Origin of the sequence: Flavobacterium omnivorum (assembly GCF_900099915.1) — a bacterium.
GTDB classification, from domain to species: Bacteria; Bacteroidota; Bacteroidia; order Flavobacteriales; family Flavobacteriaceae; genus Flavobacterium; species Flavobacterium omnivorum.
Genome location: NZ_FNDB01000007.1, coordinates 16,351 through 39,686 on the forward strand (window position 1 = coordinate 16,351; position 23,336 = coordinate 39,686).

A 23,336-nucleotide genomic window follows, 5' to 3' on the forward strand; every position below is an offset into this window, starting at 1 on the left:
AAACTATTCGAAATAACTGATTTTATTTTTTATTTCTAAAAGAATACCTATCTTTATTTTAATATTTAAACAGTACTATGGCTATAATCAATATCAGACAGGAACTTATTTTGGAGGAGTTAAATCAAAAAGGATATGTCAATGTGGTGGAAATGTGTGAAGCGCATAAAGTTTCATCGGTAACGATAAGAAAGGATTTAAGTTTCTTAGAAAATAAAAATCTGTTGCACCGTACCCATGGAGGCGCGAGCAAACAGCCCATTTATGCTTTCGAAAGAAACGTAAGTGATAAGGAATTACTTCAGGTTGAACAAAAGAAGCTTATTGCAAAAGCAGCTTTGGATTATATCAAAGAAAATGATTACATTATTATGGGTTCTGGAACAACAATTCATAATTTATCTAAAATGATGGGCGGGTTTCAGAAATTGACCGTTCTAACTCCTTCGCTTAAAGTTTCTTTAGAACTTTGCAAACATTCGGAAATTGACACCATACAGTTAGGAGGGGATATTAGAAAAGCATCGACGTCAGTTGTAGGCGCTATTGCGGAAGGTATTTTGAGTCAGTTTTCGTGTAATAAATTATTCATTGGTACTGATGGTCTCCATTTGGAGTTTGGTTTAAGTACGTCAAATGCAATGGAAGCGCATTTGAATCAGGCGATGATTGATGTTGCTGAGAAGGTTATCGTTTTAGCAGATTCGACTAAGATGAATGTCAGAGGTTTTGGAAAAATTTGTAATGTCGAAAAAATTGATGTTTTAATCACGGACTCTGGTATCGATATCGAAACTAAAACGAAACTGGAGGACCTAGGTTTAAATGTGGTGGTTGTGTAGAGAATTTAGCTTAAAAAAAGGATTTATGTTAATGTTTATAATTGCATCCGACTTTAGGTAACAAACCACAAAAATGATAAATTGTTAATTAAACAGGATTAATTTTTTTGTTTTTAAAATTTGGAATTCAAATCATTCAAAACCTGTAATTCAACGATTATAATGACTTTTAAAATTTAAAAAACTTAAAATTTAAAAAAATCATATACTTTTGCCGACATAAACAATCGGGATATGGCAAAGAATTTAGTTATAGTGGAGTCACCTGCAAAGGCGAAAACAATCGAAAAATTTTTAGGAAGTGATTTTCAGGTAGAGTCGAGTTATGGACATATTGCCGATTTACCATCCAAAGAAATTGGAGTAGATGTCGAAAATGGTTTCAAACCTAAATACGAAGTTTCTGCTGATAAAAAAGCGTTGGTTACTAAATTAAAAGGACTAGCTAAAAAAGCTGAAATGGTTTGGTTAGCAAGTGATGAGGATCGCGAGGGTGAGGCTATTTCTTGGCATTTAGCCGAAGAATTAAAATTAGACAAAACCAAAACAAAGCGTATTGTTTTTCACGAAATTACCAAAACCGCAATCCTAAAAGCGATTGATAATCCACGAGAAATCGATTATAATTTAGTTAATGCGCAACAAGCCCGTCGGGTTTTAGACCGATTAGTAGGTTATGAATTATCGCCTGTACTGTGGAGAAAAATAAAAGGAGGGCTTTCTGCGGGTCGCGTGCAATCCGTTTCTGTTCGTTTAATCGTAGAGCGTGAAAGAGAGATTCAAAATTTCAAAGCCATTGCGACTTATTCTGTTGTAGCTGAGTTTACTAACGAAGCTGGAAAGTCATTTAAAGCTAAACTGCCTAAAAATCTCAACACCAAAAAAGAAGCGGAAGACTTTTTAAAGAAAAATATAGGTTCTACATATAAGGTAGCTGACTTAGAAACAAAGCCTACCAAAAAAACACCAACAGGTCCATTTACGACTTCGACTTTACAACAAGAAGCGGCCAGAAAATTGTATCTGCCAGTTGGAATTACTATGCAATTAGCACAACGTTTGTATGAAGCTGGACTCATTACATATATGAGAACGGATAGTGTGAATTTATCTAAAGATGCGATGGAAGCTGCTCAGGCTGAAATTATCAAATCCTACGGAAAAGAATTTTCTAAGCCTCGAACTTTTGTGAATAAAAGTAAAGGAGCTCAAGAAGCACACGAGGCAATTCGTCCAACGGATATGTCCCGTCATACCGTGGATATCGATAGAGATCAAGCGCGTTTGTATGATTTGATATGGAAAAGAACCTTGGCTTCGCAAATGAGCGATGCACAGTTAGAACGTACTAACGTGAAAATTGAAGCAAATAATCACGGTGAAATATTCACGGCATCTGGAGAAGTTTTACTTTTTGAAGGATTTTTAAAAGTATACTTGGAAGGGCATGATGACGATGAAGAAGAGCAAGAAGGCATGTTGCCAGCCATGAAAGTCAATGAAAAATTACAGAATAATTACATCACAGCTACGGAGCGATATTCTCGAGCTGCAGCAAGATATACTGAAGCTTCTTTGGTAAAAAAACTTGAGGAATTAGGAATTGGCCGTCCTTCTACCTATGCTCCAACGATTTCTACCATTATAAACAGAAATTATGTGGAGAAAGGAAATCTTGATGGACAAGAAAGAAATTATACACAACTGACATTTCAGTCAGGTAAAGTAGGCGAAAAGCTGCTTAAAGAAAATACTGGTTCAGATAAAGGAAAATTAGTTCCAACAGATATTGGAACCATCGTAACAGATTTCTTGGTTAAAAATTTTGGAAACATTTTGGACTATAATTTCACTGCCAAAGTGGAGCAGGATTTTGATGAAATTGCCGATGGAAATATCGTTTGGACAACAATGATGAAGGAATTCTATGATAAATTTCATCCAAATGTAAAAGACGTAGAGGCTAATGCAGAGCGAGAAAGTGGAGAGAGAATTTTAGGAACCGATCCAAAAACAGGAAAGCCGGTTTCAGTACGTTTAGGGAAATTTGGACCAATGGCTCAAATTGGAGCTCCAGATGATGAAGAGAAAAAATTTGCCAGTTTAATGAGTGATCAAAATATTGGGAATATTACTTTGGAGGAAACGCTGAATTTATTTTTGTTGCCAAAAAATCTTGGAAACTATCAAGAAGAAGAAGTAGAGGTAAGCAATGGCCGTTATGGTCCTTACATTCGTCATGGTGCAGCTTTTGTTTCCTTGCCTAAGGGAGAAAATCCCTTAGACGTAGATTTTGATAGAGCCAAACAATTAATTGATGAAAAAGCACTTGCTGACGCTCCAATAGCGGTTTACAAAGGCGAAGGAGTTCAAAAAGGAGTAGGTCGTTTTGGTCCTTTTATCAAATGGGACGGTTTGTTTATCAATGTGAGTAAAAAATATGATTTTGATAATTTGTCGCAGCAGGATATTGAAGCTTTGATTGAAGACAAATTGCAGAAAAATATTGATAAGGTTTTACATAATTGGGAGGAAGAAGGAATTTTGGTGGAAAAAGCGCGTTGGGGACGCTCTGTCATTACCAAAGGCAAAATCAAAATTGAATTGAGTAAAGAGGTAGATGCAACAAAGTTGACCTTAGCCGAAGTTCAGGAAATGATTGCTAAGAAAACTCCAGCTAAAAAAGTGGTGGCAAAAAAAGCTCCAGTTAAGAAAGCAGTTGCTAAGAAAGCAGTCGTAAAGAAAGCAGTTGCAAAAAAGAAATAGCGCACGCTTAATTCATAACACCTTGACTGCTTAAATTTTGCAATATCCCGAAATTTGAGCAGGAGAGAGGAAAAAAAATAATACAATGGAATTTGATTTTCTAAAACCGATAGCGAATGAAGTCTTAGAATATCTAGACGGATTAACTTCTCAGCAATTAGGAAGTAAAATAGTTTTGCATACTACGGAACAATTCCCAGATTTAAACAAAATTAAAATTGCAATAATTGGCGTTTTGGAAAATCGAGGTTCGAATAACGCTATTTCCGATAGTGATTTGACGCCGGTGCGAAAGGAATTATACGGACTTTTTCCAGGAAATTGGAATGCGTCCATTGCCGATTTAGGGGACATTCTGCCTGGCAATTCCGTTGAAGACACTTATTTTGCTCTAAAAAAAGTAGTTGCGAGCTTGATCAAAAAGAAAATTACTCCCATAGTAATTGGAGGTTCTCAGGATTTGACCTACGCCATTTATAGAGGATATGATGATCTTGAACAGATGGTTAACCTAGTTTCCATCGATTCTAAATTTGATTTTGGGAAAGAAAATGAAGATGTTTCAGCTTCTTCTTATTTGACTAAAATAATCATTGACGAGCCTAACAATCTTTTTAACTATTGCAATGTAGGATATCAAACGTATTTTAATTCACAGGAGGAAATTGATTTAATAGAGAAATTGTTTTTTGACGCCTACAGGTTAGGGGAAGTGTCAAATAACATCTCTATTTCGGAGCCTGTGTTTAGAGATGCAGATGTAGTAAGTATAGATTTACATTCCATTAAATCAGCTGATTCTGGTAATTTCATTTCGTTTCAGCCTAATGGTTTTAACGGAAAAGAAATTTGTTCATTGGCCCGTTATGCAGGAATAAGCGACAAGGTTTCTTCGTTTGGGATTTTCAACCATAATAATTCGGCACAAGAATCGGTCATTATTGCACAGATTATTTGGTACTTTATAGAAGGATTTCATTATCGTTCGAATGAGTATCCATTTGGAAGCAAAGAAAATTATATAAAGTACAATGTACCGCTAGAAGAACAAGAACTTGTTTTTTATAAAAGTGATAAAACAGATCGCTGGTGGATAGAAATTCCATTTATTTCAAATGTTAATAATAAATTAAAAAGAAACACGTTATTACCCTGTTCTTATGATGAATATTTGTTGGCTTGCAATCAAGAATTACCTGAAAGATGGTGGAAAGCCCAAAGAAAAAACATCGTTTAGAATCTATTTTTACTTATTTATGATTTTTTTATAAAAAACAGTTTGTTTAGTGTAAAAAAATTGTTTTTCTAAAAAATAATAAATAGGTTTACACACTTAAAAATAATGAATAGATAACCAAATTTATATGAAGAAGTTCATAGCTTTTACGACAATTTTGACCCTTTTAATTGGCTGTGGTAAATCAAGCGACAAAGGAGAATTAGTTGGTATTAATGGAGGAAAATGGCATCCTGAGAAGCCGTATGGAATGGCATTAATTCCAGGCGGTGCTTTTATCATGGGTAAATCAGATGCTGATTTAGCTAATGTTGAAGATGCTCCTACAAAAACGGTTACCGTTCGTTCATTCTATATGGATGAAACGGAAATTACCAACAGTGAATACCGTCAATTTGTAGAATGGGTAAAAGACTCTACCATGAGAGTTCGTTTGGCAATTATGGCAGATATGAGCGGTCAAACAGCTGATGCAGGAGCCGCTAAAGGTAAAAATGTTGGAAGTATTGGTGATTTTGCTTTCAATGATTCTGATTCTGAGAAAATGACGGCGTATGATAAATACATGTATGATAATTATTATAGTGTAGGAACTGCTGATGACCCTTATGCGGGAAGAAAATTGAACAAAAAAGTAAAATTAATTAAAGATACTAAATTGTATCCAGATGCAGAATATGCTGAAGTTATGGATTCAATGTACCTTCCAATAGAGGAATCGTACAATGGTTTAAGAACTATCGATGTTAATAAATTAAAATTCCGCTACTCTTGGATGGATATTCAGGCTGCTGCCAAAGCAAAAGTAGGACGAAGAAAAGATTTTATCAAAACAGAAGAAGTTAATGTTTATCCAGATACAACTGTTTGGATTAAGGATTTCGCCTACTCTTATAATGAGCCAATGCACAATGATTATTTTTGGCACAAAGCGTATGGTGATTATCCAGTGGTTGGAGTGAAATGGACTCAAGCAAAAGCATTTTGCGCTTGGAGAACATTAAATAAAAATAGTTATGTTAAATCAAAAAAGAAAGGTCAAGATTTGATTAATTCTTTCCGATTGCCAACTGAAGCAGAATGGGAATATTCTGCAAGAGGGGGTCTCGAGTCTGCGACTTATCCTTGGGGTGGTCCTTACACAAAAAATGATAGAGGTTGTTTTTTAGCTAATTTTAAACCAAATAGAGGTGATTATGCTGCTGATGAAGCGTTGTATACTGTTGAAGCTAAATCTTACGAGCCAAATGGATATAATCTTTATAACATGGCAGGTAATGTATCGGAGTGGACGGATTCTTCTTATGATCCAAATGCTTATGAATATGTTTCCTCGATGAATCCAAATGTACTTGATGCTTCTAATAAACGCAAGGTACTTCGTGGTGGTTCTTGGAAAGACGTTGCTTATTTCCTACAAGTAAGTACTAGAGATTATGAATATGCTGATTCAGCCAGAAGTTACATTGGTTTTAGAACCGTTCAAGATTACATGGGAATTCAAACCACCGGCAACGGGAAAAAGAAAAAATAAACAAAAAAACCAAATCTATTAAATTTTAAATTACATTATTATGGCATTATTAGGCAAAAAAGCGATGAATTTCGCGTACGGTATGGGAGCGGCGGTTGTAATCATTGGCGCATTATTCAAAATTACCCATATTGAATTTGGTCCAATTACGGGTAATCTTATGCTTACTATTGGTCTTATTGTAGAGGCCGCTATTTTTGCACTTTCTGCTTTTGAGCCAGTTGATGACGAATATAAATGGGAAATGGTTTACCCACAACTTAAAGATAAGAATGCTGTTGCTATCGCTAAACCAGTAGTAGCTGAACACGATGCACAAGGAATGTTATCTCAAAAATTAGACGCCATGTTAAAAGACGCTAAAATTGATGGGGAATTAATGGCTAGTTTAGGAAGTAGTATTAAAAATTTCGAATCAGCGGCTAAGGGAATTGCTCCAACTGTGGATTCTATTAATTCTACCAAAAAATACAGCGAAGAATTAACTTTGGCTGCAGCCCAAATGGAATCTTTAAATAGTTTATATAAAATACAGTTGCAAAGTGCTTCTAGAAACGCCCAAATAAATGAAGAAGTTGCTGAAAATAACTTAAAATTAAAAGATCAAATGCAATCATTGACTTCTAATCTTTCGTCTTTAAACAACGTATATGGAGGAATGCTTTCTGCAATGAGTAACAAAGGATAATTAGTTTCGAACTATACAAAAACAATAAACTAATTATTTAGAAAATATGGCAGGAGGAAAACTAACCCCTAGACAGAAGATGATTAACCTAATGTACCTGGTTTTTATCGCAATGTTAGCATTAAATATGTCCAAAGAAGTATTATCCGCTTTTGGATTAATGAACGAAAAATTTGAAGGCTCTAACTCTTCCGCTGTGCAGTCAAATGCTCAAATGTTAGCGGGATTAGATGCAAAAGCTGCCGAAGCAGGTGGGGAATTTACGTCAGCGGCCGTAACAGCTCATAAAGTAGAAGTGATAACAAAAAATTTTTACGATTATATTGGACAAATAAAAGCGGAAGTTTTAGTAGGAACTGAAGTGGATCTTGAAACAGGCAAATTGCCTTATGAAGAGATGGACAAAGGAGATAATATTGATAACCTTTGGTTCAGTCCAGCTGGTTACTCTGCTAAAGGAAAAGAAGTTATTGCAACATTCGAAAAGTATAAGGCAGACATGAAGTTGGCTTTAGGTGATAATAAGAAATTAGCACCAATTTTATCTGAAGTGGAAGCCAAGTTTAGTTTGTCAGACGTTAAAAATAAAGACGGTAGACCGGTTCCTTATTTAGATTATCATTTCAAAGGTTTCCCAGCAGTTGCCTCTTTAGCTAAACTATCTGCTTGGCAGAATGATGTTAAAAAATTAGAATCAGATGTTTACAGTACTGCATTAGGTAAGGCAGCTGTTGCCGCTGCTTCGTATAATAACTATGAAGCTATTGTAGTATTAGATAAAAATGCTTATTTTCAAGGGGAGCAAGTTACAGGAAAAGTAGTATTGGGTCGTTATGACGAGAATACTAAACCTTCTAGTGTTACTGGTGCAAGATTGGATCCAGCTACAGGCCAAGCTAAAATAGCTTTAACCGCAGGAGGAGTAGGTGAGCAAAACATTTCGGGACAATTTACTTTTGTTGAGGATGGTAAAACAATTCCTTTAAAATTCGCTGGAAAATATGTTGTTGTGCCAAGACCTAATTCTGCTACAATTTCAGCTGATAAGATGAATGTAGTTTATAGAGGTGTATCTAATCCAATGACGATTTCATTTGCTGGTATTCCGGATAATGCTGTTAATGCTTCTGCTCCAGGCTTATCAAAGGTGGGTAATGGCAAATACGTTATGAATCCAGGTGGAGGTAATGAAGTTGTAGTAAGCGTTTCAGGTAAAATGTCTGACGGAAAAGTTGCAAATGATAAAAAAGTATTTAGAATCAAAGGAATTCCAGGTCCAACAGGAACAATTAGAGGAGAAACAGGTGTGGTAAAAGGACCTAAATCTAATCTTGAAATTGCTACAATTGGAGCAAAATTAGAGGATTTTGATTTTGAAGTTGGTTTAAATGTTGTTGGATTTAATTTAAAAGTAACTGGTCAACCTACAGTTGTTGTTCAAGGAAATAGATTGAATGCACAATGTAAAGCGGTTCTTTCCAAAGCAGGAAGAGGAGATCAGGTAACAATCTCTGAAATTAAAACTAAACTTGTCGGAGCAGGTAGTTATTTATTGCCAAGAACTGCTCCAGTAATTTTTGAAATACAATAATAAGTAGGTTTTGGTAACCTATTTCAATATCTTATAAGGATAACATGATGAATGTAAGAAATTTTTTAATCGCCATTATCTCTATTTCCGGAAGTTTTGCGTCAGTAGCGCAATCCAATCTGCTTAATGCAAAAATTCCAGAAGAAATAGGGCTGAAAACTGCTGCTCAACTTGATTCAGATAACGATAAGCCTTTAGCTTACGGTTATGTGCACGATAGAGATGTTTTGATGGGAAAGACTACTTGGGAAATTATAGACTTGAGCGAAAAAATTAATTTTGCCTTGTACTTTCCAATTGATACCGCAAACATTGGGTCAGACAGAAGGTCTCTTTATGATGTGTTGACCAAAGCAATGAAAAATGGTGAAATAACGGAAGTGTATACTGATAGTTATTTTAACACTAAGAAATCGTTGCAAGATATTCAGGGTTCGTTAACAAGAATTGATACGACGGATGCGGGTAGAGAACAAATTAACGCTGGAAATCAAATTTCTGATGAATATATTTTGAGAACAGATTTAGCAGCGCAAGATGTAACACAATATAAAATTAAAGGATATTGGTATTTTGACAAGCGTCAAAGTGAATTGAAATATCGTTTGTTAGGATTGTGTCCTGTTACTCCAGATGTTTACACAGTCAACAGTGATGAAAAAGATTATATTGAACTATTTTGGATCTTTTTTCCTGCTGCTAGAGAGGTTTTGCATGAAGCAAAAGCTTTCAATGATAAAAATTCAGCAATGCCCGTTTCATTTGACCAAATATTAAATTCAAGACGTTTTAACGCGGTTATTTATAAAGAAGAAAATGTATATGGAGATAGATCTATTGAAGAATACATGAAAGATAATGCACAAAATCAGCTTTTGGAATCCGAGAGAGTGAAGGATAAAATTCGGAATTTTGAATCAGACATGTGGAACTATTGATTTTTTTTAAAAAAATATTTAAAAACTCTTACTGTAATGGTAAGAGTTTTTTGTTTTAAAGGGTTTTCTTTGTAATTCGGTTTTTAAAGAACTTTTTATATGATTGATTATTTAATTATAGGTAGTGGATTAGCAGGGATTTCTTTTGCAGAAAAGGCATTGCAAAATGGCAAATCTATTTTTGTCATGGATAATAATTCCCAAAATTCCTCTCAAATTGCTGGTGGGCTATACAATCCAGTTATTTTAAAGCGCTTTAGTGAAGTTTGGAAAGCGAAGGAACAATTAGAATTAATGGAACAGTTTTATGCTGTTTTAGAGGAAAAATTAAAATGCACCGTTGATTTCAAAAGGCCCATCTTACGGAAATTCTTTTCTGTTGAAGAACAGAATAATTGGTTTGTGGCTTCTGATAAGCTAGCACTAGCTCCTTTTTTATCTACTCAATTAATTTCTAAAAAATATCCTGGAATTGATTCTCCTTATGGATATGGTGAAGTTTTACAGACCGGCTATGTGGATACCGCTTTGTTAATAGAAAAATATAGAGCCTACCTGATCGAACATTCGCTTTTTCAAGAAGAATCTTTTGTTTATGACGCTTTACAGCTTGAAACAAGAGGTATTCGTTATAAAGACATTCAGGCGAAGCATATTATTTTTGCTGAGGGTTTTGGTATGCATGCAAATCCTTATTTTAAGGATTTACCATTAGACGGTACAAAAGGCGAGCTTTTTATAATCAAAGCACCCAAATTAGATTTAGATGTAATTGTTAATACGAGTGTCTTTATTTTACCCCTTGGCAATGATTTATTCAAGGTGGGTGCAACTTATAATTGGAAAGATAAAACAAATTTGCCTTCAGAAGAAGGTAAAACCGAATTGGTAGAAAGAATACAAGAAATAATAACCTGTGATTTTGAGATTATAGCCCATTTTGCAGGAGTTCGCCCTACGGTAAAAGACAGGCGGCCGTTAGTAGGAACGCTACAAAATCACCAAACTATTCATATTTTGAACGGCTTGGGTACAAGAGGTGTGATGCTGGGACCGGCAATGGCAAAAGAACTGTTTGACTCTATTGAATATCAAGTCCCTTTAGATGCTGCTATTGATATTAGACGATTTAAAACTAAAGAAAAGAAGTAAAACTATTTCAGTTTATTCTTTGGGTCGTAGGAAACAAACATGTTAATATAGATGTTCCTAGCCCAACGTAAAACAAATGGGAATGATATAAGAAGTGAAGCGATAATTACTATAAAAGCTACTTTAAGGCTAGCCCCTAAAAACAAAAATGAGATAATGAAGGCTGCAATTCCTATGCCAACATTTAACCCGTAACTAACGTACATCGCACCATAAAAAAAGGAAGGCTCAATTTGATAATGTAAGCCGCAATGACTACAATTTTCATGCATTTTTAATATTTTATTTAAATGAAGTGGATTTTTATCTAAATACATACTCTCATTCTGACATTTAGGACAAGTTCCTGTTAAAATGCTATATAATTTGGATCCTTTTTTTAACATTTGCAAAAAATTTAATTTTTCCTTTTTTGGAGTTACAAATTTACGCATTCGAAAAGGAATAAAATCACAATACATGCTTAATATACACAATTTATCTGTTTCTTTTGGTGGTACTTATTTGTTTGAAGAAGTTACCTTTCGATTGGGTGCCGGAGACAGAGTTGGTCTTGTTGGGAAAAATGGAGCCGGAAAATCTACTATGCTTAAAATGTTGGCTAGAGATTTTGCTCCTGATTCAGGGGTTATTTCTCAAGAGAAAGATATCCGTATGGGATTTCTGCGTCAGGACATTGATTTTGAACAAGGTAGGACAGTTCTTGAAGAAGCCTATGAAGCTTTTACGGAAATAAAAATTGTAGAAAAAAAGCTGGAGGAGATTAATCATTTGTTAGTAACCCGCACTGATTATGAAAGTGATGAATACAGTCAAATTATAGAGGATTTATCAGATTATACCCATCGATTTGAGTTATTGGGAGGGTATAATTATGTAGGTGATACGGAGAAAATTCTTCTGGGATTGGGTTTTAAAAGAGAAGTGTTTGACAATCAAACGGAAACATTTTCTGGTGGTTGGAGAATGCGGATCGAATTAGCCAAATTATTGTTGCAAGCCAATGATGTTTTATTACTGGATGAGCCAACGAATCACTTGGATATAGAAAGTATTATATGGTTAGAAAGTTTTTTGCGTATTTATCCAGGTGTGGTGGTTATCGTATCTCACGATAAAATGTTTTTGGATAATGTAACCAACAGGACCATTGAAATTTCGCTGGGAAAAGCCTATGATTTTAATAAACCCTATTCTCAATATCTAGAATTACGTCATGAAATCCGTGAAAAACAATTGGCAACGCAAAAAAATCAAGCCAAAAAAATTGAAGAGACGGAGAAATTAATTGAAAAATTTCGTGCCAAAGCTTCTAAAGCTTCGATGGCTCAATCTTTAATTAAAAAACTAGATAAAGTAGAACGTATCGAAGTCGATGAAGATGATAACTCAGTGATGAATATTTCTTTTCCTGTTTCTAAAGAGCCGGGAAGAGTTGTTATTGAAGCGGAGCATGTAACTAAAAGCTACGGTGCTGTTACGATTTTGAAAGATATTAACTTGTTAGTAGAGCGAGGCAGCAAGATTGCATTTGTTGGACAAAACGGACAAGGAAAATCTACCTTTATTAAAGCTATAGTTGATGAATTTGAGTATCAAGGAAACATTAAATTAGGTCACAATGTACAACTAGGCTATTTTGCTCAGAATCAAGCCGAATATTTGGATGGTGAAATTACTTTATTACAAACTATGGAGGACGCGGCAGCAGATACAAACCGAATGAAGGTACGTGATATGCTGGGTTCTTTTTTGTTTAGAGGGGATGATGTAGATAAAAAAGTAAAAGTGCTTTCAGGAGGCGAAAGAAATCGCTTAGCGTTGTGTAAATTATTATTACAACCTATTAACGTGTTGTTGATGGATGAGCCTACAAATCACTTAGACATTAAATCAAAAAATGTTTTGAAAGCGGCACTACAAAAATTTGGTGGGACTTTATTGCTGGTTTCACATGATAGGGATTTCTTGCAAGGAATGTCAAATTTGGTATATGAATTTAAAGACCAAAAAATCAAAGAATATTTAGGCGATATCAACTATTTCTTAGAACAACGCAATATGGAAAACATGCGCGAAGTGGAGAAGAAAGATGCTGAAAAAGCTGCCGCACCTAAAGAAAGTAATAAGGCTTCCTATGAAGATCAGAAAAAAGGCAAAGCATTGCAAAACAAACTAAGCAAAGTGGAGAGCCAAATTAAGCAATTAGAAAAAGACATACAGCAGGACGATAAAATGTTGGCTTCAAATTATGACAAGCATGTTGAAGACGCAAAATTTTTTACAGCCTACAATAAGAAAAAAGCAGAATTAGACAAACTCCTGCTGGATTGGGAGCTTGTTCAAGAAGAAATCGATCATTTATAATAACAAAGAGTTCCGTAATGGAGCTCTTTTTTTATGTAATAATTCCTATTGATTGGGAATGTGCGATGGCCTCACTACTATTTTTAAAATAACAAATTGAAACATTTAATGTCTCTAAATTTTTCATAACAGTCATTATTTTTTCTTTTTTAGTGGAGCCAGTTTGCCGTATGTAAACCGCTTTTACTGTTACGGGGAAAATCTTGCAAATTGCTTCATATAGAAAAGGATCATGTTGCGAATCATCCCCAAGAAGTACATATTCTAGATTGGGGTAAAATTCTAAAATATGTTTTATTTTATCAAATTTATGATTGTGGTTTCCTCTGCCAGTCATGAAGAAATCGGTTAGACTCGTTTTAATATCTTTTAGCAATAAAACAGCTTTTGGAAGTTTATGAATTTCGGTGAATTTTGTAATAAAACGATATAAATTCCATTCACTGCTGGAAACATAAAAAAAAGCATTAAACTCCTCTTTATTGTCTCTTCCTGCGGTACTTAGAGCTTGATAATGGGTGACAACGTCTTCATAGATTTTTCTCTTATTTACATTTTTAAACAACAGCACATATAATTTTTTTAATGGATTTAGCGTATGTGACACTAAAAAAGTATCATCTATATCAGATATAATTCCTAAATTTCCTTTGTGTGGCCTAATGTAACTATCCTTCGTAGTAATGGTTCCATTTTTATAAACAATACTAACTTCATAATCAATCCAGCCGTAGTTTTTGTCTTGATCTAAAGGCACACAAAATTTGAAATAACCATCCGCTAATGTTTTGGTATGAATTTTGGAATTGTTGTGTTTTAGATAGACATCAGCATTAGCTTGAGTTTTTATTTGGAACATTTTGATAACAGAAGTAGCGTTTTTTAGATTCTTTTTTTGAAAATTATACTCCTCAATCGATGTGGGCTTGAACACATGTCCCATGACAATTAATTCTTGTTCATTAGCATAACCTCGATATAATTTTAAAATTGGTTTCATATATTGTAGTACTTTTGATAAAAGATGAATTTAACGGTTTTAAATCAATAAAACAGAATAAAATTTGAAAAATAACGTAATCCTAGTTGTTAATCCCATTTCGGGAGACGTTGATAAGTCTGATCTTATCGATGAGGTCGCTTTTTTTGCGGAAAAGGAAAATTTGAATCTAGTGATTTATAATACATCCGGAGTTTCAGACAGTGATAATATAAAAGCGCTTTATGCAACCTACGCGCCAAAGCGAATTATTGTTGCGGGAGGTGACGGCACAATAAAAATGGTGGCGGAAGCCATGGAAACTCTTGATGTGATCATTGGTATTTTGCCAGCCGGTTCCGCCAATGGTTTAGCTGTAGATTTAAATTTGCCCTCTGGGATTTCAGAAAATTTGGGAATTGCTTTTCAAAATGATTATATGGAAATTGACATGGTTTCCATTAACGGAAAAAAAAGCATTCATTTAAGCGATTTGGGAATCAATGCAGAAATGATTAAGAACTATGAAAACAGCAGTATTCGTGGAAAATGGGGGTACGCATTGCAAACAGTAAATACTTTGATTGATTTAGAAGATCCATTTATCGCGACCATTACTGGTGATTTTCCTACGATAGAATGTGAGGCGAGAATGATTGTAATCGCTAATTCTCAAAAATATGGCACTGGGGTTTCCATAAATCCAAATGGTATAATGGATGATGGAAAATTTGAATTGGTTATTTTGAAAAATATGGATTTGGTGGTACTAGGCAAAATCATAACCGGTAATATGCCAATCGATGTAAATGATGTAGAGATTATTTCGACTGATAAAGCCTTTATAACAACAAACATTCCGGTTAGTTTTCAGATCGATGGAGAATATTGCGGAACAGAAACCAAGCTAGTTATTGAAATTCTACCCAAACAAATGAAAGTGGCGATTCCTAATCCTCCAATTCAAATTATTTAAACGGATTTCGTTCTTGCCAAATACTTTCGGGTTCTAGATAATTGAATATTTTTGACATGTAAGGATTTACCAATCTATTGTTGTGCGCTATAAGTCCGAACATTTTTAGGGGTTTAGCACCAACAGAACTTTTTATTTCCAAAGCTGTTCTAGCAAAAACTATTTCCTTGAAGCCTTTGTTTATGGAGTAAGCAATCATATCATATAACATGTTTAAATAAAGCATCTTTTCTCGCTGAATGCTGTCGTCATAGCCAAGAAAATACGTATCCATGATTGCTCCATTTTTTATTAAAGTATTGAAGCCAATTAGTTTTTCGCCAATGAAATAACCATAAAAAAGGAATTTGTCTTTAAAAATTTCTTTAAAAATTCTAAAATGGTTTTTTGGCAGAAAAAAAGTATTAAAAGGTGCATTTTTAGCAACATGAAAATACAGTTCATAAATGGTGTCTTCCAGTGAAATAATGTCTTCAAGATTTAATTTTCGTTTCTGTATGTCAGTTGCCCTTTTACGCGCTCTTTTATACTGATCTCTGTATTTTTTTGAAAGAGAATCAGTGTAATCATGCTCTGATTTCCAATTTTCATTTATGGAAAAAATCATGTTGGGTTGTGTCGAAAATTGATAATCATTTTCGAATTCTGGAATGGTGAAGTTTTTGATTTCTTCCTCACTAAAATCTTTGTAGGTCGTAATATGAATAGTTACACCTTTAGATTTAAATATTTTTTTTAATTCCGTTGTAGCTAAATATAAGGCTTTCATCGCTTTTTTCTTATCTATAGAATCGGATAAAGCATAGCAATTTTGTCCTGTTAGCATGTTGTTTCCAAGGACCAAAACTTGTGATCCGAAATTTCTAAAAACAATATTGCGGACGGCAGTTTTTATACATTGGTCTCTTTCTCCAAAAGATGCTAATTTATTCAAATTTAGAAATTGAGAAAGGGAAATGCCAACTAAAGTATCATTTTCAAAAATGCCAATAAAATGACAAATCATGTTTTCGGGAGACGAATTTTCTAAAACCTCTAAGTATTTTTTGGATAAAAATATAGTTGAAATTGCTACATCATCCCAATTTAAAGGAAGTTGCGCAGTTGAAGTATAAATTTTAAAGGAATAATCGGTGTTCAAATTGAGTAGAAATGTTTTTCCAAAATTAGTTAATAAAGTTAAAGTATCATTGATTGTCTAGAAATTAAGTAACTTTATGTGATAAAATAAGTAAATTATGAAAACCTATTCAGAGGAATCCATTCAAACCCATTTGGAAGAGCTAAAAGGCTGGACATTTAACAATAGCGGAATTGAGAAAAAATTTAAATTTGCTGATTTTACTCAAGCTTTGGGTTTCATCGTGCAAGTAGGAGTGATGGCAGAGAAAAGAAGCCACCATCCGGAATTATTTAATGTCTATAATAAGGTGACTATTCGATTGACCACTCATGATGCTGGTGGAGTCACGGATAAGGATATTGATTTGGCGCAGGCTATAGAAAAGATTTAAATAAAAATAAATTTCGCCTTTTGAATTTGAAGGCGAAATTTAATTTAAAAGTTAAGATAATTTCCATCCACAAATAATTCCTCCCATAATTGTAAGGCAAATAATCCAAAATCCACCAGTTACAAGGGTATATTTGAAACTTCTTCTTTCGTATAGAGCATTCGTTCCTATAATTGGTAGAGCAAAAAAGAGTCCAGTCATAAAGCCGTGTAAAGCTCCATGCTTAAATGTTCTGAAAGCATTTCCATAGTCAGTCATGAAAGCTTCATAAGAAGGTTTTGCAATAGTGGGATCTCCGCCAATCATACCTATTGCTCCAAATTGATGTATGGTGACCATTTGAAGTACGAAGCTGATGAAAAAAGCATATAGCAATGAAGTTCCAAATATTAAAAGCATATTTCCTCCTTTTAGTTTTTCTTCTGTCAGTCCAGATTCTTTCATCCAAATTGTTCCAAAAACTTTTGGGTGGTACCAAACAAATCCAATACCAAGAGTAGATAACGCCGCAACAAATAGTGCTAAGAAATTGATTTCCATAAATTTGAGATTAAGGTTAGTATACCAAATTTAATGAAATATTACTTACCATCAAAAAGAGATTAATTGTAAGTTATTACTGATTACAAAAAATAATATTATGTAGTTCATCGATTTTATTTGCTGATTAGCTATAATGTGTGTAGTTTTAGTTGTGTAAAAGAAAAATACCTTGTTATGAAAAAAATATCTAATCTATTTTTAACGCTTTTGTTTTCATTTTCAATGCTTGCAAATGTATCTCAATCAGAGAAAGATGCGTTGGTGAAATTATATCAGTCAACAAATGGTAAACAATGGAAAGTGCGGTGGGATTTATCAGCTCCGGTTTCTACTTGGCATGGTATTAAAGTACAAGATGAAAAAGTAATAGCAGTGCATTTAGCCGATAATAATCTAGTAGGAGAGATTCCAACTGATATTGTTAACTTGGTTAGTCTTCAAGAATTGGATTTACACAAAAATCAAATATCAGGAACAATACCATCTGCTATTGGAAAACTAAAAGATATGAAAGTATTGAATCTTTCGTTTAATAAATTAACAGGTTCAATTCCTTCTTCTGTTTGCGAAATGTCAAATTTGAAAGATTTAGAATTGTATATGAATGCACTTTCAGGCGAATTACCAGTACAAATTGGAGCGTTAAGCCAATTGGAAATATTATCATTATTCAATAATGAAATTGTGGGTGAAATTCCAAATTCTCTTTATGATATTAAAACAATAAAAACGTTATTATTAAATAGTAACAAACTTGTAGGTGAATTAAGCAGAGATGTAGAGAATATGACGGCTCTTGAAAATCTTAGTTTGTTTGACAATAAAATGATTGGTCAGGTTCCATTTGAATTAGAAAACTTGGACAACCTAAAAGAAATGAATATTTCCTATAATAATTTCAATGGTTCGGTTTCTAAAGACTTAGCTGTTTTAGATACGTTAAATATGACTATGCTTAATGAGCAAGGACTTACAGTTTTGTTAGATGTAACAACTAATAGAAATTCAGCTATTGTTTCAGAGGATTAATTTAGAATTACATTAGATACTATTTTTCAAATAAAGATTTTAGTTGGTTTCGGATATTTAATTATAATAAACTTAGTTGGTTAAAAACCTGTATGACTTGTCGTATAGGTTTTTTTTATTTTTAAAAGAATACTAATGAATAATAGCTTTTTTTATTTCTTTAGCTATCAGGAAGTTTTTCAACTGTTTTACCATCTCATGATTCTTAGTTGAATTTGAAAGGTTTTCCAATTCAATGCATATTTTTTTATTGTTCTTTAGATAAATTTTGAGTCAGTCGATACCTTTTCCTTCTTGATGTATCCAATGATTAACATCATTCAAATTAATCGTTTGAGACTTAATCGAACTATAAATAGGTTTCTTTATCCAGTCCATTTTTATTGTCTCATTCCGAAGTTCTAGAAGTAGTGTGCCGGAAAACAATCTAAATAAAATAATTGCAGAAAGCATAGAAATTGTAAAAGCTAGAATATAAATCAGAAGGTTATTTCGAATTCCATTATGTGCTAAAAGAATTCCTAATAGTTGCCAAGAGATCGTAGACATAATTCCAAAAGGTAGTATTGATAACGTTTTGGCTTTTAAATGTAAAACGTTTTCTTCATTATTTGAGTTTAAAAGATTTTACAAATTCTAAAAAAAAACAAATTTATCGAAGGTTTTAAATGAAAAAAGCTCCAGATTTCTCTGAAGCTTTTTAGTAGCGGGAACAGGACTCGAACCTGTGACCTTCGGGTTATGAGCCCGACGAGCTGCCTACTGCTCTATCCCGCGATGTGCGTTTTGTAATCTCAATAAGGCTACCTTAGTAGCGGGAACAGGACTCGAACCTGTGACCTTCGGGTTATGAGCCCGACGAGCTGCCTACTGCTCTATCCCGCGTTGTTTCGGGTGCAAATGTACAACGAATTTCCGTATTTCCAATAAAAATTTTAAAAAATGTTTTATTTCATCTATTGACTTGATATGTCTACCTTTGCAAAATAAATTATAATAGAAATGTCACATAAAGCAGGTTTTGTAAACATCATCGGAAATCCGAACGTTGGGAAATCAACATTAATGAATGCCTTTGTTGGAGAAAGATTATCAATAATCACATCAAAAGCACAAACAACACGTCATAGAATTCTAGGAATTGTAAATGGGGAAGATTTTCAATTGATCTTATCGGATACACCCGGAATCATTAAGCCAGCCTACGAAATGCAGGCATCGATGATGAATTTTGTAAAGTCGGCTTTTGAAGATGCTGACATCTTAATTTATATGGTAGAAATTGGTGAACAAGATTTGAAAGACGAAGCATTTTTTAATAAAATCATTCACGCTACAATTCCAGTTCTTCTTTTATTGAATAAAATAGATAATTCTAACCAAGAACAGCTCGAAGAGCAAGTGGCTTTTTGGACTGCGAAAGTTCCCAATGCCGAAATTTTTCCAATATCAGCTTTACAAAATTTTAATGTGCCGGAAGTTTTTGGACGAATAATTGAATTGTTGCCGGAATCTCCTGCGTATTATCCAAAAGATCAATTGACAGACAAACCGGAACGTTTCTTTGTAAATGAAACTATCCGCGAGAAAATATTGTTGAATTACAGCAAAGAAATCCCATACGCAGTAGAAATTGTAACCGAAGAGTTTTTTGAAGATGAAAATATCATTAGAATCCGTTCTTTGATTATGGTGGAACGCGAAACTCAAAAAGGAATTATAATAGGGCATAAAGGTGCTGCTTTGAAAAAAGTAGGAATGGAAGCCCGTGTCGATTTAGAGAAGTTTTTTGGAAAACAAATTCATATCGAATTGGTAGTGAAAGTAAATAAAAATTGGCGAAGTAACGTTAATATGTTAAAGCGTTTTGGATACAATCAGTAATTTTTTCGGATCTTTTTTTTTAAATCAATATTAGAATTCAATTTCTGATATTGATTTTTTTTTTTAGCCCAGATAGCAGCGGCATCCTTTTGTTCAGTCCCGAAACTTCGGGACTGAACAAAAGATATAGCGGAGAGCTGGAATTGCTCCAAATAAAAACTAAGATGCTATAATCTCCAAAAATAAACTTTCCAAATCATTCATTTGGTTGTGACCGTTACTTCTGATTTGTTTGGCTACAATATAGAGCAAAAACCACGCGAAAACCATTAATCTCATAACGACTGGTTCGAATGATACGGGATTTTTCAAGATATAATCAGAATAAGCAATTCCCGAAAAAATCAAAAATATTCCTGCAATAATAAAATGGAAGAGCATAAAAAGTGTCCATAAGGTTGGATCAGGTCCAAATAGTGCTCTAATGTGCGTTTCATTTTGGCTTTTGATTCCATTTCTATGTGCAAATGAGGCAACCAATACGCTTTTTTAGGTCCTTTTATGTTTAACCAAATGTGATAACCACGAATTTTAACGAAGTAATCCTTGGACTTGATTTGCGTGTAATTGGCAAATTTAACACGCAAAGCATCTATGTTTTGCGGAACATCTTTGTAAAATCGTAAGCGAAGTCTGAGCTCATTATTAGCATCCATAGTAGTAAACTTGTTAGTATTAAAAAGATAAGGTCTTGCTAATATATCAAAAAAATTGATAATCATGGTTTTAAACACTACCTTTGCAAAATATTTGAATTTATATTATGAATAACATTGTTGCGATAGTAGGAAGACCTAATGTAGGGAAATCAACCCTTTTTAATAGGCTGATACAAAGAAGAGAAGCTATTGTAGATTCAGTATCGGGGGTGACCCGTGATAGAAACTATGGTAAAAGCGAGTGGAACGGAAAAGAGTTTTCTGTAATTGATACCGGCGGATATGTGCGTGGTTCTGATGATGTTTTTGAAGCAGAAATTCGAAAACAAGTAGAACTGGCCATTGATGAAGCTGATGTAATTATTTTTGTGGTTGATGTAGAAGAGGGGATTACTCCAATGGATGATGCCGTTGCGAGATTGTTGCGTAAAGTGACAAAGCCAGTTTTACTTGCTGTAAATAAGGTGGATAATGCGATGCGTGAGAAAGATGCAATTGAGTTTTACAACCTTGGTTTAGGAGAATATTATACTTTTGCCAGTATTTCTGGAAGTGGAACAGGTGATTTATTGGATGCATTGATTGATGCTTTCCCTATAAAACCAGAGCCAACGCAGGAAGAAGTGGTATTGCCTCGTTTTGCAGTGGTTGGTCGTCCTAATGCTGGAAAATCAAGTTTTATCAATGCTTTAATTGGTAAAGACAGATATATAGTTACTGATATTGCGGGAACAACTCGTGATTCTATAGATACAAAATTTGACCGTTTTGGTTTCGAATTCAACTTAGTGGATACTGCGGGAATCCGTCGTAAAGCAAAAGTGAAGGAAGATTTAGAGTTTTACTCGGTAATGCGTTCCGTTCGTGCCATTGAACATGCTGATATTTGTATCTTGATTATTGATGCCACACGTGGATTTGAAGGCCAGGATCAAAGTATTTTTTGGTTGGCTGAGAAAAACCGTAAAGGAGTTGTAATCTTAGTAAACAAATGGGATTTAGTCGAAAAAGAAACGATGTCAACCCGTGATTATGAGGAGAAAATTAGAGAAGAATTAATGCCATTTATGGATGTGCCTATTCTTTTTGTTTCTGCTTTAACAAAACAACGTTTGTTGAAAGCATTAGAAGCAACGGTAAAAGTTTTTGAAAACAGACAACAACGCATTGCGACTTCAAAATTCAATGAGTTTATGTTGAAAGTGATTGAAGCTTATCCGCCGCCAGCAACAAAGGGGAAGTATGTGAAAATTAAATATTGCATGCAGTTGCCAACTCCAACACCACAATTTGTGTTTTTTGCTAATATGCCACAATATGTAAAAGAACCTTACAAACGTTATCTGGAAAATAAAATTAGAGAAAACTGGGACTTTTCAGGAGTGCCAATTGATATTTATATCAGAGAGAAATAGTCTTTATTTCTATAATTATACTAGAAAGTTTATTGAGTTTGTAAAAGCTCGGTAAACTTTTTTTATTTTTAGGAAAAAATATGAATGCAATAAATGGCAAAGTAGTTTGGATTACAGGCGCTTCCAGCGGAATAGGAGAGGCTCTGGCCTATGAATTAGCCGCTAAAAATTGTAAATTGATTCTTTCGGCTCGAAATGCGGAAGCTTTAGAAACTGTAAAATCGAAGTGTTCAAACACAGAAGTTGTGATTTTGCCTTTTGATCTGGTTGATTTTGACAACGCTAAAAATAATGCAGAAAAAGCTATTGCTGCCTTTGGAAAAGTGGATGTGCTTATCAATAATGGAGGCGTTAGCCAACGCTCACTGATTGTGGAAACCGATTTTGAGGTGGATAAAAAACTCATGGAGGTAGATTATCTTGGTACGGTTGCATTGACAAAAGCTTTATTGCCTCATTTTATCAAAAATAAGGAAGGACATTTTGTTACTGTAACCAGTCTGATGGGGAAATTTGGGTCGCCATACCGTTCTGGATATTGCGGGGCAAAACATGCCTTACATGGTTTTTTTGATGTTTTAAGAATGGAACATCAAAAAGACAATATAAGTGTGACGCTTGTCTGTCCTGGATTTATTCAAACGAATGTGGCTAAAAATGCCTTGACGGCAGATGGATCTAAACAAAATATAGATGACACGGCAACTCAAAATGGAATGCCAACAAGTGTTTTTACCAAAAAATTTGTGAAAGCAGTTGAGTCTGAAAAATTTGAAGTCTATATTGGCGGTAAAGAAGTTCTAGGCGCTTATTTGAAACGATTTTTTCCAAAATGGCTGCATCATTTTGTTTTAAAAAGCAAAGTAAGATAAATTTCAATAGTAGCTGATGAAAATTTAAATCAGAAATTTATATAAATAGAAAATCCCGAGCAATCGGGATTTTTTGAGTTAAAATAGATTCGAATGATTAGCTTTCTTCTCTTTCTTCTTCCAATGTTTCCATTGGATGGTCGCCGTACCAATCTTTAAATGTTTTTGTAGTTGTATAATCATCAGTTAGCACGGCGTAAACCATAAAGAGGATTAATGGTATGCCAACACAATATAGCGTCATTATTACCGGTAAAGCAACATTAGTTTGACATAAACCGGCAAAAACAAAAACATAAATGGTAGTGAACCACACGAGTTTAATTGCAAAATTTTTCATGGCTATATCT

At 34.1% G+C, this 23,336-nt stretch carries 22 protein-coding genes and 2 tRNA genes; 15 read left to right on the top strand and 9 right to left on the bottom strand.

The features are described from left to right. Positions 1-77: 77 nt before the first annotated feature. The 8 genes from BLS90_RS08840 (at position 78) to BLS90_RS08875 (ending at position 10,748) form a co-directional block, all read left to right on the top strand. On the top strand, positions 78-842 hold the full coding sequence (locus tag BLS90_RS08840) for a DeoR/GlpR family DNA-binding transcription regulator (protein ID WP_091257299.1): 765 nt from the start codon (positions 78-80) through the stop codon (positions 840-842). A 234-nt stretch (positions 843-1,076) separates the two neighbouring features. Beyond that, positions 1,077-3,608, top strand: a complete 2,532-nt coding sequence (gene topA, locus BLS90_RS08845; RefSeq protein ID WP_091257300.1) for a type I DNA topoisomerase — start codon at positions 1,077-1,079, stop codon at positions 3,606-3,608. 85 nt (positions 3,609-3,693) lie between these two features. Continuing rightward, entirely contained in the window at positions 3,694-4,845 is a 1,152-nt protein-coding gene (locus tag BLS90_RS08850) for a formimidoylglutamase (protein ID WP_091257301.1), read from the top strand. A 127-nt stretch (positions 4,846-4,972) separates the two neighbouring features. Next, complete coding sequence (gene porK, locus BLS90_RS08855; protein ID WP_091257302.1) at positions 4,973-6,379, top strand: T9SS ring complex lipoprotein PorK/GldK; 1,407 nt, start codon at positions 4,973-4,975, stop codon at positions 6,377-6,379. Positions 6,380-6,419: 40 nt separating this feature from the next. Next, positions 6,420-7,067, top strand: coding sequence for a type IX secretion system motor protein PorL/GldL (gene porL / locus BLS90_RS08860; protein ID WP_091257303.1), 648 nt, complete (start codon positions 6,420-6,422; stop codon positions 7,065-7,067). Positions 7,068-7,113: 46 nt separating this feature from the next. After that, complete coding sequence (gene porM / locus BLS90_RS08865) at positions 7,114-8,658, top strand: type IX secretion system motor protein PorM/GldM (RefSeq protein WP_091257304.1); 1,545 nt, start codon at positions 7,114-7,116, stop codon at positions 8,656-8,658. Positions 8,659-8,705: 47 nt separating this feature from the next. Next, positions 8,706-9,596, top strand: a complete 891-nt coding sequence (gene porN, locus BLS90_RS08870) for a type IX secretion system ring subunit PorN/GldN (RefSeq protein ID WP_091257395.1) — start codon at positions 8,706-8,708, stop codon at positions 9,594-9,596. 99 nt (positions 9,597-9,695) lie between these two features. Further along, the gene (locus tag BLS90_RS08875) at positions 9,696-10,748 is read left to right on the top strand and encodes an NAD(P)/FAD-dependent oxidoreductase (RefSeq protein WP_091257305.1); all 1,053 of its coding nucleotides are present in this window, start codon (positions 9,696-9,698) and stop codon (positions 10,746-10,748) included. 2 nt (positions 10,749-10,750) lie between these two features. Here BLS90_RS08875 and BLS90_RS08880 read toward each other — a convergent pair whose 3' ends face one another. Continuing rightward, entirely contained in the window at positions 10,751-11,134 is a 384-nt protein-coding gene (locus BLS90_RS08880) for a DUF983 domain-containing protein (RefSeq protein ID WP_091257306.1), read from the bottom strand. A gap of 73 nt (positions 11,135-11,207) precedes the next feature. Between BLS90_RS08880 and BLS90_RS08885 the strand changes: the two genes are divergently transcribed. Beyond that, positions 11,208-13,115, top strand: a complete 1,908-nt coding sequence (locus BLS90_RS08885) for an ABC transporter ATP-binding protein (RefSeq protein WP_091257396.1) — start codon at positions 11,208-11,210, stop codon at positions 13,113-13,115. 31 nt (positions 13,116-13,146) lie between these two features. On the opposite strand, the gene BLS90_RS08890 is transcribed toward BLS90_RS08885, so the two are convergent. Continuing rightward, positions 13,147-14,115, bottom strand: a complete 969-nt coding sequence (locus BLS90_RS08890; protein WP_073352707.1) for an App1 family protein — start codon at positions 14,113-14,115, stop codon at positions 13,147-13,149. 64 nt (positions 14,116-14,179) lie between these two features. Here BLS90_RS08890 and BLS90_RS08895 point away from each other — a divergent pair, with 64 nt between their 5' ends. After that, positions 14,180-15,070, top strand: coding sequence for a diacylglycerol/lipid kinase family protein (locus BLS90_RS08895; protein WP_091257307.1), 891 nt, complete (start codon positions 14,180-14,182; stop codon positions 15,068-15,070). Here the strand turns inward: BLS90_RS08895 and BLS90_RS08900 are convergent. Continuing rightward, positions 15,063-16,211, bottom strand: coding sequence for an 8-amino-7-oxononanoate synthase (locus tag BLS90_RS08900; protein WP_091257308.1), 1,149 nt, complete (start codon positions 16,209-16,211; stop codon positions 15,063-15,065). The two genes, BLS90_RS08895 and BLS90_RS08900, sit on opposite strands and share 8 nt — an antisense overlap. A 97-nt stretch (positions 16,212-16,308) precedes the next feature. Here BLS90_RS08900 and BLS90_RS08905 point away from each other — a divergent pair, with 97 nt between their 5' ends. After that, complete coding sequence (locus BLS90_RS08905) at positions 16,309-16,584, top strand: 4a-hydroxytetrahydrobiopterin dehydratase (protein ID WP_073352704.1); 276 nt, start codon at positions 16,309-16,311, stop codon at positions 16,582-16,584. Between the two features lie 51 nt (positions 16,585-16,635). On the opposite strand, the gene BLS90_RS08910 is transcribed toward BLS90_RS08905, so the two are convergent. Next, complete coding sequence (locus BLS90_RS08910; protein WP_091257309.1) at positions 16,636-17,124, bottom strand: DUF1761 domain-containing protein; 489 nt, start codon at positions 17,122-17,124, stop codon at positions 16,636-16,638. A 177-nt stretch (positions 17,125-17,301) separates the two neighbouring features. Between BLS90_RS08910 and BLS90_RS08915 the strand changes: the two genes are divergently transcribed. Further along, positions 17,302-18,156 carry a leucine-rich repeat domain-containing protein gene (locus tag BLS90_RS08915; RefSeq protein WP_091257310.1) on the top strand — a complete coding sequence of 285 codons (855 nt, stop codon included), beginning with the start codon at positions 17,302-17,304 and terminating at the stop codon, positions 18,154-18,156. 273 nt (positions 18,157-18,429) lie between these two features. On the opposite strand, the gene BLS90_RS08920 is transcribed toward BLS90_RS08915, so the two are convergent. From BLS90_RS08920 to BLS90_RS08930, 3 genes are all read right to left on the bottom strand, one after another. After that, positions 18,430-18,705: a hypothetical protein gene (locus tag BLS90_RS08920; protein ID WP_091257311.1), complete on the bottom strand. Its 276-nt coding sequence runs from the start codon at positions 18,703-18,705 to the stop codon at positions 18,430-18,432. Positions 18,706-18,860: 155 nt separating this feature from the next. Continuing rightward, positions 18,861-18,933: transfer RNA gene (locus BLS90_RS08925), tRNA-Met, on the bottom strand. Between the two features lie 35 nt (positions 18,934-18,968). Further along, a tRNA-Met gene (locus BLS90_RS08930) sits at positions 18,969-19,041 on the bottom strand. A gap of 117 nt (positions 19,042-19,158) precedes the next feature. Here BLS90_RS08930 and era point away from each other — a divergent pair. Continuing rightward, on the top strand, positions 19,159-20,040 hold the full coding sequence (gene era, locus BLS90_RS08935; protein ID WP_091257312.1) for a GTPase Era: 882 nt from the start codon (positions 19,159-19,161) through the stop codon (positions 20,038-20,040). Positions 20,041-20,384: 344 nt separating this feature from the next. Here the strand turns inward: era and BLS90_RS08945 are convergent, their stop codons facing one another. Then, a complete protein-coding gene (locus tag BLS90_RS08945) occupies positions 20,385-20,762 on the bottom strand; it encodes a hypothetical protein (RefSeq protein WP_091257314.1) in 378 nt (125 codons plus the stop codon). A gap of 41 nt (positions 20,763-20,803) precedes the next feature. On the opposite strand from BLS90_RS08945, the gene der reads away from it, so the two are divergent. Together der and BLS90_RS08955 are read left to right on the top strand one after the other, a co-directional pair. Further along, positions 20,804-22,114, top strand: coding sequence for a ribosome biogenesis GTPase Der (gene der / locus BLS90_RS08950; RefSeq protein WP_091257315.1), 1,311 nt, complete (start codon positions 20,804-20,806; stop codon positions 22,112-22,114). Positions 22,115-22,194: 80 nt separating this feature from the next. Further along, entirely contained in the window at positions 22,195-22,986 is a 792-nt protein-coding gene (locus BLS90_RS08955; protein WP_091257316.1) for an SDR family oxidoreductase, read from the top strand. Between the two features lie 97 nt (positions 22,987-23,083). On the opposite strand, the gene BLS90_RS08960 is transcribed toward BLS90_RS08955, so the two are convergent. Next, complete coding sequence (locus tag BLS90_RS08960; protein WP_091257317.1) at positions 23,084-23,326, bottom strand: hypothetical protein; 243 nt, start codon at positions 23,324-23,326, stop codon at positions 23,084-23,086. Between the last annotated feature and the right edge of the window lie 10 nt (positions 23,327-23,336).